Raw genomic sequence first — 17719 nt, forward strand, 5'->3', positions numbered from 1 at the left:
CCAAAATATAGTTCAAATTCGCGATAGCGCCCCATCGGAAGAACCGATTTCTAGCTTACCCGGCAAAGCTGGATCACTTCCGTCCGCTGAATTGCGCCATCTGCGGTGAGACAAAACTTGCCTTAAAGTAGTCCACTAGGAGGTTCATCGCCGGTGTAAACTCGACGCCGCTTCGCCATGCAATACCAACGTCCATCGTCGGAATCTCCACATCGGTGGAAACGGTTTCCAGGCGTTTGCCTTCCAAAGACCACGGGCGATAGACCATGTCGGACAAGATAGCCACGCCTTGCCCATTCGCGACCATCGATCTGCACGCCTCAACGGACGACGTCCTGAGCTTCGTGTTGGGCAGATAGTTGGTTTTACTCCAATATTTCATAGCTGTATGCGCTGCTTCGTCGACGGTCAGCATGATGTAGTCTTCGTCCGCAATCTCTTTGAAGCTGGCTTTTCCGCGCTCCAGAAAGCGGTGTCCCGCCGGAAGCCAAAGCCTCCGCGACGACTTCAGGAGTGTCTCCGATTCAAGGTCGGGATTGCTGAGATTCGATGTGAGCAGCACGGCGAGATCAAAACGATTAGCCAGAAGCCCGTCCTCGATGCTCTCCCGGTTAAGCTCGCTGATCTGGATGTCGAGGCCAGGATGGAGGCGCGCAAGCCGATCGATGTGAAAGGGCAGAAAATAGCCCAGCACCGTATAGGTCGCAGCCAAGGTGATCGTACCGCTCACTTCAGAGCGGCGCTTCGTCAGTCTCTTGGCGTCGTCGACCTTGTCCAGGATTTCCCGTGAGGCGGCGAGAAACTCCCGCCCTGCATCTGTCAGCTCCATGCCTTGCGATGATCGAACGAAAAGTTCCGCATCCAAAATAGCCTCAAGCTCCTTGATCGCACCCGTAACCGAGGATTGAGAGATCGATAGAGCGTTCGCAGCCCGACTCACCTGGCCCGATTCTGCTGTTGCGACGAAATATTTGAGGTGACGCAGGTTCATGCCATTCGGATAGCACAATATTTGAAGCCTACCTATCGGAAATTTCGATGCCCGTAACTCACTGTGCAGCTGCAGAAATTTTTTTGTCATAAAAAGCAATATCCTGAGAGAATTCCTTGGCAGTTGCAGTATCGAAAATTCCGATACAGGCGCTTCAGAATAAAGAAATTTCAATCCTCAACGCTTTTTGTGAACGTATTCGAAACTTTAGACAGGGAAGCAAAGCATGAAAGAGATTGTCGACCTCAACTGCGATATGGGCGAGGGGTTTGGTCAATGGAAATTGGGCGAAGCTCCTGATGAAGAGATCATGGCCCTTATCAGTTCGGCTAACATCGCGGCCGGGTTTCACGCGGGCGACCCCAACTCCATGGATCGCGTGGTCAAACTCGCCCAGACCTATGGTGTGGGTTTGGGAGCGCATCCAGGCTACAATGATCTTCAAGGGTTCGGACGTCGCTACATTAAGACCAGTTCAGAAGAGCTTGTGAACGACATTGTCTACCAAGTTGGGGCAATTCGCGAATTTGGCCGCCGGCACGGGATCAGTCTTCAGCATGTAAAACCGCATGGCGCACTTTACATGGAAGCCGCGGTTAATGAAGAGCTGTCAGAGATGATCGTCGATACCTTGAGCAAGACCTGTGGCACTGCAATCATCTTCTGCATGGGCGTCTCCAAAACTTTCGAAGTGGCGAAACGGGTCGGACATCCGGTGGTGAGGGAGTTTTACGCCGATCGTGACTACGACAAATCCGGATCGATTGTCTTCGCCCGTCACGTGGCGCGCCCCAAACCAGAGGAAGTCGCCGAAAAATGCGTGCGAGCCTGCAAGGAAGGCGTCGTGAGAACAGTCGACGGAGAAGATATCTCCATCGAGTTCGAGTCCATCTGTTTCCACTCCGACACGCCAGGCGCGCTGGACATGGGTAAAGCTATCCGCGCGGGACTGACGAATGCCGGGATCACAATCGCACCAGCCGCGACCGTGCTGGGACTTTGAGAATACTGAGGGAGGAATACCACAATGGCACAAGTACTTTCGCCGCTACCGGGCACATTCTACATGAAGCCGTCGCCGGAAGCCGCACTCTACAAGAACCCCGGCGATCCCGTCGCTGTTGGTGACACGATCGGTCTCATCGAGGTGATGAAGACATTCATAGAAGTCAAAGCCGAGTTTGCCGGGACCTTCTCCGCATACCTAGCTGTTGATGGTGTGCCGGTGACCGCAGGTCAGGCGCTTGCAGAATTGGTGGTCTGAAATGAGCATTGAGCGCCTCTTTATCGCAAACCGCGGCGAGATCGCCGTTCGCATCATTCGCGCCGCTAAGGAGCTCGGGATCACAACGATCCAGGCCTATTCGGAAGGCGATGCAGATATGCTTGCCGTCAAACTTGCCGACGAGTCAGTTTGCATCGGGCCTGCCAAGGCCACCGAGTCCTATCTCAACATCAATGGCGTGGTTGCCGCAGCCATCGAGAAATCTGCTGACGCGGTTCACCCCGGTTACGGTTTCCTTTCCGAGAGCCCCGAATTCGCACGTGCGATCGAGCAGGCCGGTATCAAGTTCGTTGGGCCATCCGCTGACACCATTGAGCGGATGGGGGACAAAGTCGCTGCGCGTCAGGCAGCTGAGGCAGCCGGTGTTCCGGTGGTGCCCGGTTCCAAAGGGCGGATCGAGTCAGTCGATGAAGCTGTCGAGGTTGCCGCAAAGGTTGGCTATCCTGTGATGGTCAAAGCCGCTGCAGGTGGCGGCGGCAAGGGGATCCGGATCGCTGAGAACGAAGACGAGCTTCGGACACTGGCCCCGCAAGCGCAACAAGAGGCAGCCGCCGCATTTGGCGATGGTGGGCTATATGTCGAGCGTTCCGTGAAATCTCCGCGCCATATCGAGGTGCAGATTGTCGGCGACGGTAAGAAGGCCGTCCATTTCTACGAGCGCGAATGCTCCCTCCAGCGACGGCGCCAGAAGGTCTGGGAAGAGGCAGGCGCGGATTGCCTTGACGATCAGACGCGCGAGAACCTCTGCATGGCGGCCGTCGCTCTCGCGGAATCCGTCAACTATCGCGGCGCAGGAACGCTTGAATATCTCTACGAAGAAAGCACGAATGAGTTCTTCTTCATTGAGATGAACACTCGCATCCAGGTTGAACATCCGGTCACCGAGATGATCACCGGCTTCGACCTCGTTCAGGAAATGATCCGCGTATGTGGCGGAGAATCCCTGAGCGTCAGCCAAGACCAAGTCAAGAAATCCGGGCATGCAATCGAAGTTCGTCTCAACGCCGAGGATCCCTTCATGCAGTTCTTGCCGTGGCCTGGGAAGGTCGAGAGGTTGAAGATCCCAGAGGGGGAGGGGATCCGCTTCGATCACTTCATGTACGAGGGCTACCAGATCCCGCCGTTCTACGACTCGCTGATCGGAAAGCTGATCGTTCACGGCAAGGATCGCACCGATGCCATTTCCAAGATGGCCACCGCGCTTGAAAGTCTTGAAATCAATGGCCTGAAAACAACGGTCCCGCTCCACAAGGCCTTGGCAAAAGACCCCGGCGTCGCCTCTGGCGATTTCCACACCCAATGGCTCGAGCCTTGGCTGGAAGCCGGGAACCTGACTCCCGAGAACACGTGAGGAAGCCAACATGAAAACCAGATACACATTTGGAGGCGACGAGCACGTCTATGTCGAGATGGATGACGAAATGTCCCTCGACGCGTTCTTCAAGTCTCTGTCCATGAGCAACGCGGTGCGAGATGCTAAGATTGAGGGCGTCACTGAGATTTGCCCTGCAAACGCCTCGTTCCAGGTCCGCTTCGACCCCGATGTCATTTCTCCCGATGACATTATGGCGAAGGTCAAGGAACTGGAGCATAAGGCGGAATCTGCAGAAAAGCGCCTGACCACGCGCATTGTCGAGATCCCCGTCTTTTACCAGGACCCGTGGACACATGAAACGCTGATGCGATTCCGCGAACGCCATCAGGATCCGAATGGGACCGACCTCGACTACGCCGCAAAAATCAATGGTTTTGCCTCGGCGGACGAATTCATCGAGGCGCATCACTCACAACCCTGGTTCGTGTCGATGGTGGGCTTCGTTGCGGGCTTGCCGTTCCTCTACCAGCTGGTGGATCGCGACAAGCAGCTTCAGGTGCCAAAGTATCTGAGCCCTCGCACGGACACGCCAAAGCAAACCGTGGGCTACGGCGGATGTTTCTCCTGCATCTACTCCGTTCGCGGTGCAGGCGGTTACCAGATGTTCGGCATCACCCCGATGCCGATCTACGACCCGGAACAGAAGGTCGCCCATCTGAAGGACTTCATGGTGTTCTTCAAGCCCGGCGACATCGTGAAATGGAAGCCAATCGATCGCGCCGAATACGACGCAATCCTGGCAGCTGTTGAAGACGGAACCTACGTGCCGAGGATCGCCAAGGTCGAATTCGATTTGGATGAATTCAACGCCGATATGCGCGGCACCAATGCAAAGATGTTGGAGGCCCTCAATGACGCTTAAGATCAAAAACCCTGGCCTTGCGACCTCCATTCAGGATCTTGGCCGCATCGGCTATTTCCATCTGGGCATCCCCCTTGGTGGTGCGATGGATCGGTACGCACTCCGCGCGGCAAACATGCTCGTCGGCAACGATGAAGGGGCGGCTTGCCTAGAGGCAGTCTTCATGGGCCCTGAGATCGAGTTCACTCAGACCGCCACTGTCGCGGTGACCGGCGCTCAACTCCCGATCAAGGTTGATGGGGAATACCAGGAGCCGTGGACGTCCTTTGTTGTCAAGGCTGGCCAGACACTCAGCTTCGACTTCCTGGAATCCGGCGCACGCATCTACATTGCCGTCAGTGGCGGGATCACAACGCCCGAAGCTTTGGGTAGCCGTTCCACATATCCCATCGGCTCGCTCGGTGGCGTGGAAGGGCGCGCAATTCTAGCTGGGGATGAACTGCCGACAGGCGGTTCGGAAGGGCCCGGTGCCGGCCGAACCGTGTCGGAACCTCTCCGCCGCAAACCAGGAACACCTGCCAGTCTGCGCGTCCTCCCCGGGCTGTACTGGCATCGCCTGACGGATGCAGCCGGCGCCGGGTTCTTCGAAGATGAATGGAAAGTTGCTCCTGAGGCGGATCGGATGGGATATCGCTTCAAAGGCGGACGCCCGCTTAAGTTCGTCGAGCGCGAACAACCGTTCGGAGCGGGCGCAGACCCATCGAACATCGTGGATGGGTGCTATTCCTATGGGTCCATCCAGGTCCCGGGCGGAACCGAACCAATCGTACTGCACCGCGATGCGGTCTCCGGCGGCGGTTATTTCACCCTGGGAGCAGTCATCTCGGCTGACATGGACCTTATCGGTCAGCTTCAACCTCACACCTCCGTCAAGTTCGAGAAAGTCGACATGGCCCAGGCGCTTGGGGCCCGCAAGGAACGCAAAGTAATGCTTGCTAAAATAAGAGAAGAGCTCGGTTAAGAGCCAGAAACCCAAGCTGAAATCGCGAGCAATCGCTTCAGACTACTTTAACTGACAAGGAGATCAGAACAATGAAACTCGTCCTGAAGACGGCCACAGCACTGGCATTGAGTGCTGCACTACCGGCCATCGCTTTCGCCGAAGAAGCATGGTTCCCCTATGCTGCCGAAGAAGTCACCCCGGCCTTTTCCGCAGATGGCGAAGTGAACGCCGTCACCTATGAAGCGCTCGCCGCTGCCGAGAAAGCCTGGAACATCTGCGTGTCTTTCCCGCACATGAAAGACGCTTACTGGCTGGGCGTTGACTATGGTGTCGTCGATGAAGCCAAGCGCCTTGGCGTGAACCTCAATCTCGTGGAAGCCGGGGGCTATACCGAGCTGAACAAACAAATCAGCCAGATTGAAGACTGTGTTTCGGGCGGTGCGGATGCCGTGGTCATTGGCGCGATCTCCTATGATGGCCTGAACAACGTCATCGGTGAGGTTGCAGCGAAGGGTATTCCAGTCATCGACGTTATCAATGGCGTCTCTTCGGAAGACATTTCGGCCAAATCCTTGGTGTCGTTCAAGGTCATGGGCTATGAGACCGGCGCCTATCTCGCCGCGAAGCACCCTGCCGGCACAGACCCTGTGCAAGTCGGCTGGTTCCCTGGCCCTGCAGGTGCAGGATGGGTTGAGGCCGCGCACGCCGGCTTCATGGAAGCCGTGAAAGGCTCCGCAGTTGAAGTTCTCGAGCCCCGCTTCGGCGATACGGGCAAGGAAACTCAGCTGAAGCTCGTCGAAGACGTTCTGCAAGCCAACCCGGATGTTCGTTACCTGGCCGGCACAGCCGTGACCGCCGAAGCGGCTCAAGGTCTCATCCGTGAGCGCGGTCTGCAGGGCAAGGTCGATCTGCTCGCCTTCTACATGACCCCGGGCGTCTACACGGGCATCGAGCGCGGTTTCATCCTCGCGGCGCCTGCTGACAGCATGGTGGTTCAGGGCCGTATCGCAATCGATCAGGCCGTCCGCATCCTCGAAGGCAAAGACTACATCAAACACGTGGGTCCGAAGATCTTCGTGGTTGATCCTGAAAACATTGGAGACGTCGAGCGCACCAATATCCTTCCGCCGGAAGGGTTCTCGCCTGTCTTCTCTGTGTCCAACTAACCTCCTCCCTGTTGGACTGCGGGCCGGTCTGGGCCTGTCCCACCGGCCCGCATTTTTTTGGAGACTGACATGTCAGCACAACCACTCATCGAAACAAGAGCGCTCACGAAACAATACCCAGGCGTGCTTGCCCTCAATGCCGTCGATTTCGACCTTCATTCGGGCGAGGTACACGTTCTCTTCGGTGAGAATGGTGCCGGGAAATCAACGCTGATTTCAATGCTCGCGGGCGCGAACACTCCGTCACAAGGCAGCGTTGTCCTTGATGGTCAGGAAATGAAATTCGACAGCGTCGCCGATGCCCAGGACAAGGGTATCTACACTGTCTTTCAGGAATTTTCGCTGATCCCGACCCTTACTGTGGCGCAAAATATCTTCCTGGGCTGGGAGCCCATGAAGGGCCCTTTCATCGACCATCGCACCATGCGCAAACGCGCACATGAAATGCTCCTCGAGCTTGGGTTCGATATCGATCCGAATGAGACCACCTCGCACCTATCGCGGGCGCAGCAACAGATGGTCGAGATAACCAAGGCCTTTCACGGCGATCTCAAAGTGCTTATTTTGGACGAGCCGACGGCATCACTCACGGACAAGGAAGTCGATCACCTCTTTGAGTTCGTCAACGAGCTCAAGGCCAAGGGCGTCGGTATCATTTATATATCGCACCGCATCCAGGAGTTTTCGCGCATTGCAAACCGGGTCACGGTTCTGCGCGACGGCGGCAAAATCGGTACCGTCGATATGGCGGAAACCAATGAAGACGCTCTGGTCGAGATGATGACCGGGCGGTCGATCGACGAGATCTATCCCAAGATCGAAAAAGGATCGGGGGAAGTTCTGCTGACCGTCGAGGGCCTCAGAACGGCAGGCATTCGCAATGCTTCCTTCGAGGTGCGGGCGGGCGAAGTCCTGGGGGTCGCGGGCCTTGTCGGTTCAGGCAAATCGCGCCTTTTCCGCACGGTCATGGGATTGACCACACGCTTGGCAGGAACGGTGAAAATGCGCGGCAAGGACATCAGTCATGCGCCGACGCGCGACATCATCAAGGAGGGGATCTACTACCTCTCGCCGGACCGGAAGGGGGAAGGGCTCGACCTTGCCAAACCGTCCAAGGACAATCTCGCGATCAATCTTGTCATGGGGGACAAGGTTGGGGGCGACGGCCAGCTGGTCAAATGGTCCGAAGTCAACGCCGAGGCCGCGACAATCTCGGACCATGTGGAGTTGCACGCGGGCTATCGCAACAAGCCGGTGTCCCAGCTTTCTGGCGGCAACCAACAAAAGGTGCTGTTTGGCAAATGCTTTGGTCAGAATGCCGACATCATCATCTTTGATGAGCCCACGGTCGGTGTCGACATGGGCACCCGCGCGGCACTCTACCTTCTGATCAAGGAATTGGCGGAATCCGGTAAAGCCGTGGTCGTGATCTCTTCCGACCTTCCCGAGGTCATGAACCTCTCCCATCGAATGATTGTTCTGGCGCATGGCCACATCTCGGCAGAGCTGAGCGGTGACGACATGACGGAAGAGCAAGTTCTCAAATTCTTCTTCGACGAAACCGGAGCAAAACTATGACGACAGAAGCTAAAGAAACCGGGGCCTTCGATCCCATCCGCAAAACGTTCATCAAGGTTGGCGTCTTGCCATTCTTCCTGGTTGGCGCACTGATCATCTTCACTGCGCTTTCCGACAAGTTCCTCAGCGTGCAGAACCTCGTCAACGTCGCCCGACAATCGGTTTATCTTGTGCTGGTGTCGATGGGGCAGATGTTGGTTCTCATTTCGGGTGGTTTCGACCTCTCCGTCGGCACCTCGATTGCCTTGACGTCGGTGGTCTCCGCGCTCGGCATGGTCTGGCTCGCCGGAATTTTCCCTGACGCGATTTGGCTCGCCATCACCCTTGGTGCTTTCATGGGCTTTGCGGCTGCAATCACTGTCGGTCTGATCAACGGTGTCGGCGTTGCCTATTTCGATGTTTCCCCGTTCATCATGACGTTGGGTGTTTCCTCTGTCGGCGCAGGCCTCGCGCTCTTCCTGACGGGTGGGGTTCCGGTTTCGAACCTGCCCTTCGCATTCGGTGACACTTTCGGCTTCGGAAGGCTCTTCGGGGTTCCAATTCCAGTGATAATCGCCGTCATCTGCATTGTCGTCATGTGGCTCTTCATGTCCCGGACGCGCCTTGGCACACAGGTCTACGCTGTTGGCGGCAATATCAAGGCGGCACATCTTTCGGCGATCAACACAAAGCGCACGCTCATGATGGCCTATGTGATCTGTGCGTTGATCGCGTCTTTGACCGGGTTGCTCCTAACGGCACGCGTCGAATCGGGCGAAGCCAACCTTGGAAGCACAATTGCGCTCGAGTCGATCGCAGCCTGTGTGATCGCGGGCGTGTCATTGAGAGGCGGCATCGGTCGGGTGGAAAACGTTGTCCTCGGGGCCTTCTTCATCGTGCTTGTCCAGAACGGCATGAACCTCGCGCAGGTCAGCTCCTACATGCAGATGGTGCTCCTCGGTGCCCTGCTGATCCTGGCCGTGATCTTCGATCAGATGCGTTACCGCATGATCCTGAGCGGAAACTGACGAATACGCAAAAGACTGGGGCCGGCAAAAACCGGCCCCATTTTGGTTTCAGTCATGAAAGGAGAACAATCTCGAACACATGGGGCTCACAGGTGCCGACAGATTGAGCGTCAGAATGTTGGGGGCGTGCACGCACTCACCAGAACGCAAGGTTCAGGTCCGATCTGGCGAAATCTATGGGGCCTCTTGCTATCGAAATAGTAGGCATCTCCGGGACCGAGTATCTTGCGTTGATCATCGACCGTAATTTCGATCCGACCTGAGATGACGACCCCGCCTTCTTCGCCTTCGTGGACGTACATGACCCGTCCGGTGTCAGCCCCGATCTCATAGGTCTCATAGAGTATCATCATGGCACGGCCCAGCAGATCGGTCCCGACCTGTTTGAGAGAGAGCCGACCCTTCCCGATCTCCGGCAAATCTTCGGCAGCATAAAAGGTCGTCTTCTCCATCTCCGGTTCAAATTCGAAGAACTCGGAGAGGCTGACCGGGATGCCGTCCAGGACCCGCCGCAACGCTCCGACAGATGGGTTTGTCTTACCGGATTCCATGAGCGAGATCGTCGAGTTTGGCACGCCGGTCTTCTTGGCAAGCGCCCTTTGAGACAACCCGGCTCGCTCTCTGAGAGCCCGCAATCGGGCACCAAGAATGAGGTCTTCCTGCGATGTGTTCGTCATGTTCAGAATACTCAAAATGTGAACTTTGATTCCTTATAAATCAACTAGTTGCTAAACACAAGAAACAGGCTTTTACAACATAGTGAACGCCTACAGGATACGGAAAGCAGGCCTCGTCGCCCTGATTCGAAAAGGAAGAAAACCATGTTGAACGCAGAAATCAGCACTCGCAAAGACAAAGCCATCTCTCGCGGCGTCGGGATGCAAACCCAGATCTACGCAGACCGGGCAAAGAACTCGGAAGTTTGGGATGTGGAGGGAAAGCGCTACATCGATTTCGCCGCAGGCATTGCCGTCGTGAACACCGGCCACTGCCATCCGAAAGTCATGGCAGCAGTGGAGCGGCAGATGGGGTCCTTCACCCATACCTGTCACCAGGTGCTGCCTTACGAGAACTACGTCAGACTTGCTGAGCGCCTGAACGCGAGCGTATCCGGCGATTTCGAGAAGAAGACCGTCTTCGTGACAACCGGCGCCGAAGCTGTCGAGAACGCAATCAAAGTGGCGCGCGCGTACACTGGCCGCCCGGCGGTCATCGCCTTCGGGGGCGGCTTTCATGGTCGCACGTTCATGGGCATGAGCCTCACGGGTAAAGTCGCGCCTTATAAGCAAGGCTTCGGGGCGATGATGCCCGACGTCTATCACGTGCCGTTCCCGATCGATGTGCACGGGGTTTCCACGGAAGACTCGATGAATGCCCTGAACAAGCTCTTCAAAGCGGATCTCGATCCCGGACGCGTTGCAGCGATCATTTTTGAGCCGGTGCAAGGGGAGGGCGGTTTCTATCCTGCTCCTGCCGAGCTCGTGCGCGAGATCCGCGCGCTTTGTGATGAGCATGGGATTGTGATGGTCGCGGACGAGATTCAGACCGGCTTTGCGCGCACTGGCAATCTCTTTGCCATGGATGGCTATTGCGTCGCACCCGATCTGACCACGATGGCCAAGGGACTCGCAGGTGGCTTGCCGCTCGCGGCCGTTACCGGCAAGGCCGAGATCATGGATGCCGCCGGCCCTGGTGGTCTTGGCGGAACCTACGGCGGCAACCCGCTCGGGATTGCGGCGGCCCATGCCGTTCTTGATGTCATCGAGGAAGAAGACCTCTGCGCACGCGCAAATGAGCTGGGGTCGCGTCTGCGCCAACGGCTTGAATCGATCCGTGCCACAACTCCGGAAATCGTCGACATTCGTGGTCCCGGTTTCATGGTGGCTGCAGAATTCAATACGAGCGATGGCTCAGCCCCCAGCCCTGAATTCACGCAGAAAGTTCGCACTGAAGCTCTCAAACGCAACCTCATCCTTCTGACCTGCGGCGTTTATGGCAACGTCATTCGCTTCCTCGCCCCGATCACCATTCAGGATGAGGTCTTTGCCGAGGCGCTCGACATTCTTGAAGCGTCTATCGCTGCCGCGCGGAAGAACTGATCATGCTGAAGCTGAACGATCCTGCGCTTCTCGAGACCCGCGCCTATGTGAATGGGCACTGGATCGAGAACGGCAACAGCTTTCCGGTCTTCAATCCTGCGACCGGGGAGAAGATTGCCGATGTGACCGACCTTGGCGTCGAAGACGTCACGCTCGCCATTGATGGCGCTTATGATGCCAAGGCAGCCTGGGCGGCCAAGACAGGCAAGGAGCGCGGCACGATCCTGCGCAAATGGCACGATCTGATGGTTGGGAACATCGACGATCTGGCCACGATCCTGACCGCTGAAATGGGCAAACCTCTGGCCGAGGCCAAGGGCGAGATCATGTATGGTGCGTCCTATGTCGAATGGTTTGCCGAAGAGGCAAAACGCATCTACGGGGATGTGATCCCCGGCCATCAGCCCGACAAACGCATTGTGGTCCTGAAGCAGCCGGTCGGTGTCGTCGGCTCGATCACGCCCTGGAACTTCCCCAATGCGATGATTGCCCGCAAGGTGGCGCCTGCGCTCGCCGTTGGCTGCACCTTTGTTGCGCGTCCTGCTGAACTGACGCCGCTGTCTGCCCTGGCCATGGCTGTGCTGGGCGAACGCGCCGGTATTCCCAAAGGTGTGTTCAGCGTGATCCCGAGCAGCGACGCATCCACTGTCGGCAAGGAGCTTTGCGCCAACACCAAGGTGGCAAAGATCACCTTTACCGGCTCCACCCGTGTCGGGAAGATCCTGATGGAGCAGGGGGCTGCTACGGTCAAGAAAGTCTCGATGGAGCTTGGTGGTAACGCGCCGTTCATCGTGTTCGACGACGCCGATGTCGACGCCGCAGTTGAGGGCGCGCTGATCGCCAAATACCGGAACGCCGGTCAGACATGCGTCTGCGCCAACCGGATCTACGTTCAATCGGGTGTCTACAAAGAATTCTCCGAGAAACTCGCAAAGCGCGTGTCGGCGCTGTCTGTCGGGGATGGCTTCGAGGAGGGGGTGGCGATCGGTCCATTGATCAATGAGGCCGCCCTGTCGAAGGTCGAAGCGCACCTCTCGGATGCAATTGCCAAAGGCGCAAGAATTGCAACAGGCGGCAACCGGCATTCTCGTGGCGGGACTTTCTTCGAACCGACTGTCGTCACCGATGTGACCCGCGGCATGCAGGTGCAGCACGAAGAGACCTTCGGGCCGATTGCGCCGCTCTTTGAGTTCGAAACGGAAGACGAAGCCGTCGAACTGGCGAACGATACGGAGTTCGGCCTTGCCGGTTACTTTTATGCCAAGGACATCTCCCGCGTCTGGCGCGTCGCCGAACGCCTAGAGACGGGCATGGTCGGCATCAACACCGGTCTGATTTCGACGGAAGTCGCCCCCTTCGGCGGTGTCAAGCAATCGGGCCAAGGCCGCGAAGGCTCCAAATACGGAGCCGATGACTACCTCGAAATCAAATACATGTGCTTCGGCGAGATCCACTGAGATCGCTGAACTAACCCCAAGGACAAGCAAATGTCTGGCAGCAAAACCTTTCTCCAAGACGTCAACTCGATGTTCCAGGAAGCCGCAGACCTCATCTCGATGGAAGAGGGACTGGCCACGAAAATTATGGTGGCGAACTCAACATATATCACGCGATTTGGCGTGAGACTGCGTGGGAGAATGCATACGTTCGAAGGCTGGAGATCGGTTCACTCCAACCACCCCAGCCCCGCGAAAGGTGGGATCAGATACGCCTCCTACGCCAATCTCGATGAGGTTGAAGCGCTGGCGGCCTTGATGACCTATAAATGTGCCTTGATGGACATTCCGTTTGGGGGCTCAAAAGGCGCGCTGAAGATTGATCCCAAGGAATGGACCCAGGATGAGCTTGAGCGCATCACGCGTCGGTTCACGCAGGAACTGGTGCGCCACGAGTTCCTTACGCCAAGCCTCAATGTACCGGCGCCTGATGTTGGGACAAATGAAACAACCATGATGTGGATGGCCGACGAATATCGGCGCCAGAGACCCACAGATATCAACGGATCAGCCTGCGTCACAGGCAAGCCCCTTGCCGCTGGCGGGATCGAAGGCCGGATCGAAGCGACGGGCAGGGGAGTTCAGTATTCCATCCAAGCGTTCTTCGAGTCAGAAATTGACCGGGCCAAGACCAAGCTACCTAACACGCTTAAGGGTGCCACCGTCGTCGTCCAAGGCCTCGGGAACGTTGGATACCATGCTGCAAAGTTCCTCTCTGAAGAGGACGGTTGTCGGATCGTGTCAGTCATCGAGCGCGACGGTGTCGTCAGAAACCCCGATGGTCTCAACATTGAAGAACTTAAGCAGCACATCATTCAGACCGGCGGTGTTCGAGGTTTTGACGGTGGCGTGCATTCGCTGGATGCAACGGACGCTTTGGCCGATGAATGCGATATTCTGATCCCAGCTGCCCTAGAAGGTGTTATAACCGAAGACAACGCACCCTACCTTCGCACGAAGCTCATCGTGGAGGCGGCAAACGGGCCGATGACCTTCAAGGCGAACGAGATCCTTCGGAAGTTGGGCGTCGTCGTCATTCCGGATCTCTTTGCCAACGCTGGCGGCGTTACCGTGAGCTATTTTGAATGGGTTAAGAACCTCACGCACATTCCTTTTGGGCTGATGGAACGCCGGCGCGATGAGATGGGGCACAGGGTCCTTGCTCAGTCACTGGAGCGCATGACGGGCAACCAGTTTCCCGAAGATGGTGCCACTGCGTTTTTGCAGGGCGCAAGGGAGATCGATCTCGTCCGTTCCGGCTTGGATGACAAGATGCGCTCCGCCTACGCGGAGATGTCAAATCTTTGGAACACCAATGACCGGATTCCGGACCTTCGCACAGCAGCATACATCATCGCGGTGCGTCGGATTGCTGGCATCTACAAAGCACTGGGCATCTGAGCCATGGACGCGCAGGTACCACGCATTGTTGTTGTTGGAGGCGGAGCAGGAGGCCTGAACCTTGTCACCCGATTGAGCAGGTCTTTGGGGCGAAAGGGACGGGCTGACATCACGCTCGTCGATGAAAACCTGTCCCACATCTGGAAACCCTCGCTGCATGAATTTGCAGCGGGAACAAAGGGACCCGAAGAAGAGATCAGCTTTCTCGAGCACTCCAACCGAAACGGATACAAGTTTCGGTTGGGACGTTTCGCAGGCATCGACTACCAGGAACGCTGGGTGATGCTCGATCCGGTTTTGGGTGCCGAGGATGTTGAACTGTCCCCGGCGCGCGCGGCCCCTTATGACGTGTTGGTACTTGCGATCGGCAGCAGGTCGAATGACTTCGGAACACCTGGTGTAATAGAACACTGCCTTTTCCTGGATACGCCGACAGAAGCCAAACGCTTGCAGTCCGAGATCCTGAACCTTTGCCTGCGCATGGAGACAGGCGCGCTCGAGAACGAGAAAGGCTCAATTCGCCTTGCGATCGTGGGCGGGGGCGCCACAGGTGTCGAACTCGCTGCCGAGTTGCGAGAGGCAACGGAGCAGCTGGGCCGCAATGGGATCGACAAGCTTCGCATCCCGGACTCGGTTGGCATTTCCGTCATCGAGGGTTCTGATCGACTTGTCGGAGCTTTGCCTGAGAACATCTCCAAGAAGGTCTTGAACGAACTTGGATCGTTGAGTGTCGACGTGCTTCTTGGAACGCGTGTGACGCGCGTTACGGAAAAGACACTTGAGTTTGGTGATGGGTCGTCGCTTGAGGCGCAGATCATCGTCTGGGCGGCCGGCATTCAAAGCAATAAGGCACTTGCCTCTGCGGCCGATCTCGAAGTCGGTAGCCTCGGACGTCTTCGGGTCCGGCCCACGCTGCAAACGACGCATCAGGACCGGATCTTCGTCATGGGTGATGCTGCGGATTGTCTTTGGCAAGAGATGAACAGCCCGCTTCCTCCGCGTGCGCAGGTCGCATCCCAGCAGGCTGCCTTCCTTGAAGAGCAACTGAAACGATGGGTCCGGGGCGATGATCTCAAGGAGTTCCGCTACACTGACCATGGGTCCTTGGTTGCTCTCAGCTCCAGCTCTGCCATCGGGTCGCTCATGGGACGAGCGCTTGGAACAATGACCCTGAAAGGTTGGCTCGCCCGCCGGGCCTACAAGTATCTCCACTACCGACATGAAGCGGCCGTCCAGGGTCATTTCCGGGCATTGCTCCGCACTGTCCTGTCGATGGCCATGCGCCGTGTGCGCCCCCGATTGAAGCTGCACTGAGGTCGACATGAAGATTGAACGCTTCCCAGCCGAACATGAACGCAATACGGGCATAACTCTCAGCCTGGCAGATGTTGGTTTCGATCTCGAGGGCAAGACGATCTTGGACGGGGTTTCCTTTGAAATCTCCGCAACACGGATTGGTATTGTCGGCCGCAACGGGTCTGGGAAATCGACCCTTGCACGTCTATTGGCCGGGCTCGTTTCGCCAACCAAAGGCGAACTGAAAATCAACGGTCTTGATCTCGCCAAGGACCGGAAAGCTGCTTTGGCTGAAGTCGGCATTCTCTTCCAGAATCCGGATCATCAAATCATTTTCCCGACAGTCCAAGAGGAGATCTCGTTCGGCTTACAACAGCAAGGTCGTTCAAAGCGGGATGCAGCTGACCGGACGGCCGCAACACTGAGCGAATTTGAAAAATCGCACTGGACGACTGCGCATATCAATGCGTTGTCGCAAGGACAAAAGCACTTGGTATGCATGATGGCGGTCGTCGCCATGGAGCCCAAGCTAATCATTCTGGACGAACCCTTCACGGGATTGGATTTGCCGACAAAGACGCAGCTGAAACGTTATCTGTCACGCTACCAGGGCGGGTTGGTCCACATCTCGCATGATCCTGTTGATCTGCTGAATTACGAGAAAGTCATCTGGCTGGACCAAGGACAGCTGATATCGTTAGGCGATGCGGCGCCGATCCTGAATGATTACATCGAGAAAATGAAGAGACTGGGAGGGCTGGATGATATCTCTGACCTCTCCCGTTAGAACGTCTGCCCACTGCTGGCCAGCTGGCGCCAAACTTCTCGGGCTTTGTATTGCGACCGCGATGCTCTTTGCGATCGACAATCTACTGGTTCAGGGCTTGGTCTTCGCATTTGTCTCACTGCTTTATGCTCTTCCAGGCAAAGCGTTTCTTTTTGCCGGCCTCAGGCAGATGAAGCTTTTGTGGCTGTTCGTTTTCGTCGTCGGGCTATGGCATATCTGGACTGCAGAGTATGAGCTCGGGGCGTCCATCGTTCTGAGAATGCTCTCGGCGGTTGGTTTGGCAAACTTGGTCACCATGACCACGCGCCTTTCCGATATGATCGATTTTGTGAAAAAAATTACCATACCACTTCGGTGGATTGGGCTGAATTCCCAGGTATTGGCGCTCGCAATCGCGCTAGTCATCCGGCTTACGCCGGTGCTCGTAGAGCGAGGTGGCCAACTCACTCATGCATGGAAAGCCCGTTCAACGCGCGTGCCCAATTGGCGCATCATTTCACCTTTCACCGTGCTCGCACTGGATGACGCAGATCACGTCGCCGAAGCCCTGCGCGCGCGTGGTGGATTCAACAGTCTCGAGGAGATCTGAGATGGAAAAAAACGTAGCTCATATTGCGCTCTTTGCGGCACTCATTGCCGCGTTGGGCCTTATCCCGAAAGTCACTTTGGCATTTGGTGTCCCGATCACGGCGCAAAGTCTCGGTGTCATGCTGTGTGGCACGATTCTAGGCTCAAAGCGTGGCGCGCTCGCGGTCCTGTTGTTTCTGCTGCTTGTAGCCATCGGTCTTCCACTTCTCTCAGGCGGTCGCGGTGGGCTTGGCCTCTTTGTTTCACCGTCTGCAGGCTTTCTGATTGGTTGGCCAATTGCTGCGTTCGTCACAGGTCTAATCGTCGAAAAATGGCGGAGCGCACCACTAGCGCTCGTAGCAAGTTTGGCTTCGATCATTGGTGGCATCCTTGTGATGTACGTCTTCGGCATCGTCGGGATGTCCATCACACTTGAAAAATCGCTCGTTGAAGCGACGGGGCTAGTGACTGCTTTCATCCTTGGCGACTTTCTCAAAGCCATCATTGCTGGGATGCTGACGTCCGCCATGGCGAAAGCGCGGCCTTCCAGTGTTCTGTCGCGTTCAGAACCAGCCGATGCAGTCTGATTCAGCAAAGATATTGGCGCAATGTCGTTCGGTCCGCGCATAAACGGATGATCGGATCGAACGCGCCACTCTGGAGCGCTTCTGAAAAGCGGCCAAGCGGCTTCCCACAGATACCAATCTAGGCGCGATCCTGAGGTGGAACTTCGCATGCGACAGAAGGAGCTGGCCGAAAGCCGGGTGCGGTACGGTTGTCGTCGCCTTAAGCAAAAAGAGGTCGCATGTTCGAAGCCTTTTTGAAGACTATCGTTCCTAACTTGACGCCCGAGAATCAATAGACTA

17 protein-coding genes are annotated in these 17719 nt (G+C 56.6%); 15 read left to right on the forward strand and 2 right to left on the reverse strand.

Features of this window, described 5'->3' with window-relative positions; genetic code table 11:
* Positions 1-73: 73 nt before the first annotated feature.
* Positions 74-991 carry a LysR family transcriptional regulator gene (locus FGK63_RS09990; RefSeq protein ID WP_138842315.1) on the reverse strand — a complete coding sequence of 306 codons (918 nt, stop codon included), beginning with the start codon at positions 989-991 and terminating at the stop codon, positions 74-76.
* A 226-nt stretch (positions 992-1217) separates the two neighbouring features.
* Between FGK63_RS09990 and FGK63_RS09995 the strand changes: the two genes are divergently transcribed.
* The 8 genes from FGK63_RS09995 to FGK63_RS10030 all read left to right on the forward strand — a co-directional run bounded on the left by FGK63_RS09995 (position 1218) and on the right by FGK63_RS10030 (position 9207).
* Positions 1218-1994, forward strand: a complete 777-nt coding sequence (locus FGK63_RS09995) for a 5-oxoprolinase subunit PxpA (protein WP_138841730.1) — start codon at positions 1218-1220, stop codon at positions 1992-1994.
* A 24-nt stretch (positions 1995-2018) separates the two neighbouring features.
* Positions 2019-2255, forward strand: a complete 237-nt coding sequence (locus FGK63_RS10000) for an acetyl-CoA carboxylase (RefSeq protein ID WP_138841732.1) — start codon at positions 2019-2021, stop codon at positions 2253-2255.
* A gap of 1 nt (position 2256) precedes the next feature.
* Positions 2257-3627, forward strand: a complete 1371-nt coding sequence (locus tag FGK63_RS10005; RefSeq protein ID WP_138841734.1) for an acetyl-CoA carboxylase biotin carboxylase subunit — start codon at positions 2257-2259, stop codon at positions 3625-3627.
* 10 nt (positions 3628-3637) lie between these two features.
* Positions 3638-4513, forward strand: a complete 876-nt coding sequence (locus tag FGK63_RS10010) for a 5-oxoprolinase subunit B family protein (protein WP_138841736.1) — start codon at positions 3638-3640, stop codon at positions 4511-4513.
* Positions 4503-5474: a 5-oxoprolinase subunit C family protein gene (locus FGK63_RS10015; RefSeq protein WP_138841738.1), complete on the forward strand. Its 972-nt coding sequence runs from the start codon at positions 4503-4505 to the stop codon at positions 5472-5474. The genes FGK63_RS10010 and FGK63_RS10015 overlap by 11 nt, the downstream gene beginning before the upstream one ends.
* 71 nt (positions 5475-5545) lie before the next feature.
* The gene (gene torT, locus FGK63_RS10020; protein ID WP_138841740.1) at positions 5546-6622 is read left to right on the forward strand and encodes a TMAO reductase system periplasmic protein TorT; all 1077 of its coding nucleotides are present in this window, start codon (positions 5546-5548) and stop codon (positions 6620-6622) included.
* Positions 6623-6691: 69 nt separating this feature from the next.
* A complete protein-coding gene (locus FGK63_RS10025; RefSeq protein ID WP_138841742.1) occupies positions 6692-8200 on the forward strand; it encodes a sugar ABC transporter ATP-binding protein in 1509 nt (502 codons plus the stop codon).
* On the forward strand, positions 8197-9207 hold the full coding sequence (locus FGK63_RS10030; RefSeq protein WP_138841744.1) for an ABC transporter permease: 1011 nt from the start codon (positions 8197-8199) through the stop codon (positions 9205-9207). Before FGK63_RS10025 ends, FGK63_RS10030 begins: the two co-directional genes overlap by 4 nt.
* A gap of 110 nt (positions 9208-9317) precedes the next feature.
* On the opposite strand, the gene FGK63_RS10035 is transcribed toward FGK63_RS10030, so the two are convergent.
* On the reverse strand, positions 9318-9884 hold the full coding sequence (locus FGK63_RS10035; protein WP_171052618.1) for a cupin domain-containing protein: 567 nt from the start codon (positions 9882-9884) through the stop codon (positions 9318-9320).
* A gap of 144 nt (positions 9885-10028) precedes the next feature.
* On the opposite strand from FGK63_RS10035, the gene FGK63_RS10040 reads away from it, so the two are divergent.
* From FGK63_RS10040 to FGK63_RS10070, 7 genes are read left to right on the forward strand one after another with little or no spacing between them, the layout of a single operon-like run.
* Positions 10029-11306 (forward strand): 4-aminobutyrate--2-oxoglutarate transaminase, encoded by a 1278-nt coding sequence (locus FGK63_RS10040; RefSeq protein WP_138841746.1) that lies wholly within the window; start codon positions 10029-10031, stop codon positions 11304-11306.
* Between the two features lie 2 nt (positions 11307-11308).
* A complete protein-coding gene (locus FGK63_RS10045) occupies positions 11309-12763 on the forward strand; it encodes an NAD-dependent succinate-semialdehyde dehydrogenase (protein WP_138841748.1) in 1455 nt (484 codons plus the stop codon).
* Positions 12764-12793: 30 nt separating this feature from the next.
* Positions 12794-14203, forward strand: a complete 1410-nt coding sequence (locus FGK63_RS10050) for a Glu/Leu/Phe/Val family dehydrogenase (protein ID WP_138841750.1) — start codon at positions 12794-12796, stop codon at positions 14201-14203.
* A 3-nt stretch (positions 14204-14206) separates the two neighbouring features.
* Complete coding sequence (locus FGK63_RS10055) at positions 14207-15517, forward strand: NAD(P)/FAD-dependent oxidoreductase (RefSeq protein WP_138841752.1); 1311 nt, start codon at positions 14207-14209, stop codon at positions 15515-15517.
* A 7-nt stretch (positions 15518-15524) separates the two neighbouring features.
* Positions 15525-16286, forward strand: a complete 762-nt coding sequence (locus FGK63_RS10060) for an energy-coupling factor ABC transporter ATP-binding protein (RefSeq protein ID WP_138841755.1) — start codon at positions 15525-15527, stop codon at positions 16284-16286.
* A complete protein-coding gene (locus tag FGK63_RS10065; RefSeq protein WP_138841757.1) occupies positions 16261-16875 on the forward strand; it encodes an energy-coupling factor transporter transmembrane component T family protein in 615 nt (204 codons plus the stop codon). The genes FGK63_RS10060 and FGK63_RS10065 overlap by 26 nt, the downstream gene beginning before the upstream one ends.
* 1 nt (position 16876) lies before the next feature.
* Positions 16877-17440, forward strand: coding sequence for a biotin transporter BioY (locus FGK63_RS10070; RefSeq protein ID WP_138841759.1), 564 nt, complete (start codon positions 16877-16879; stop codon positions 17438-17440).
* Positions 17441-17719: the final 279 nt, after the last annotated feature.

Source organism: Ruegeria sediminis (genome assembly GCF_005938215.1).
Classification (GTDB): domain Bacteria; phylum Pseudomonadota; class Alphaproteobacteria; order Rhodobacterales; family Rhodobacteraceae; genus Ruegeria; species Ruegeria sediminis.

Bases quoted from the DNA above. Each gene is read 5' to 3' on its own strand.
- FGK63_RS10055 (WP_138841752.1), top strand. From the start codon at position 14,207: ATGGACGCGCAGGTACCACGCATTGTTGTTGTTGGAGGCGGAGCAGGA.
- FGK63_RS10010 (WP_138841736.1), top strand. From the start codon at position 3,638: ATGAAAACCAGATACACATTTGGAGGCGACGAGCACGTCTATGTCGAG.
- FGK63_RS10000 (WP_138841732.1), top strand. From the start codon at position 2,019: ATGGCACAAGTACTTTCGCCGCTACCGGGCACATTCTACATGAAGCCG.
- torT (WP_138841740.1), top strand. From the start codon at position 5,546: ATGAAACTCGTCCTGAAGACGGCCACAGCACTGGCATTGAGTGCTGCA.
- FGK63_RS10040 (WP_138841746.1), top strand. From the start codon at position 10,029: ATGTTGAACGCAGAAATCAGCACTCGCAAAGACAAAGCCATCTCTCGC.
- FGK63_RS10060 (WP_138841755.1), top strand. From the start codon at position 15,525: ATGAAGATTGAACGCTTCCCAGCCGAACATGAACGCAATACGGGCATA.
- FGK63_RS10045 (WP_138841748.1), top strand. From the start codon at position 11,309: ATGCTGAAGCTGAACGATCCTGCGCTTCTCGAGACCCGCGCCTATGTG.
- FGK63_RS10065 (WP_138841757.1), top strand. From the start codon at position 16,261: ATGATATCTCTGACCTCTCCCGTTAGAACGTCTGCCCACTGCTGGCCA.
- FGK63_RS09995 (WP_138841730.1), top strand. From the start codon at position 1,218: ATGAAAGAGATTGTCGACCTCAACTGCGATATGGGCGAGGGGTTTGGT.
- FGK63_RS09990 (WP_138842315.1), bottom strand. From the start codon at position 991: ATGAACCTGCGTCACCTCAAATATTTCGTCGCAACAGCAGAATCGGGC.
- FGK63_RS10005 (WP_138841734.1), top strand. From the start codon at position 2,257: ATGAGCATTGAGCGCCTCTTTATCGCAAACCGCGGCGAGATCGCCGTT.
- FGK63_RS10025 (WP_138841742.1), top strand. From the start codon at position 6,692: ATGTCAGCACAACCACTCATCGAAACAAGAGCGCTCACGAAACAATAC.
- FGK63_RS10035 (WP_171052618.1), bottom strand. From the start codon at position 9,884: ATGACGAACACATCGCAGGAAGACCTCATTCTTGGTGCCCGATTGCGG.
- FGK63_RS10070 (WP_138841759.1), top strand. From the start codon at position 16,877: ATGGAAAAAAACGTAGCTCATATTGCGCTCTTTGCGGCACTCATTGCC.
- FGK63_RS10015 (WP_138841738.1), top strand. From the start codon at position 4,503: ATGACGCTTAAGATCAAAAACCCTGGCCTTGCGACCTCCATTCAGGAT.
- FGK63_RS10030 (WP_138841744.1), top strand. From the start codon at position 8,197: ATGACGACAGAAGCTAAAGAAACCGGGGCCTTCGATCCCATCCGCAAA.
- FGK63_RS10050 (WP_138841750.1), top strand. From the start codon at position 12,794: ATGTCTGGCAGCAAAACCTTTCTCCAAGACGTCAACTCGATGTTCCAG.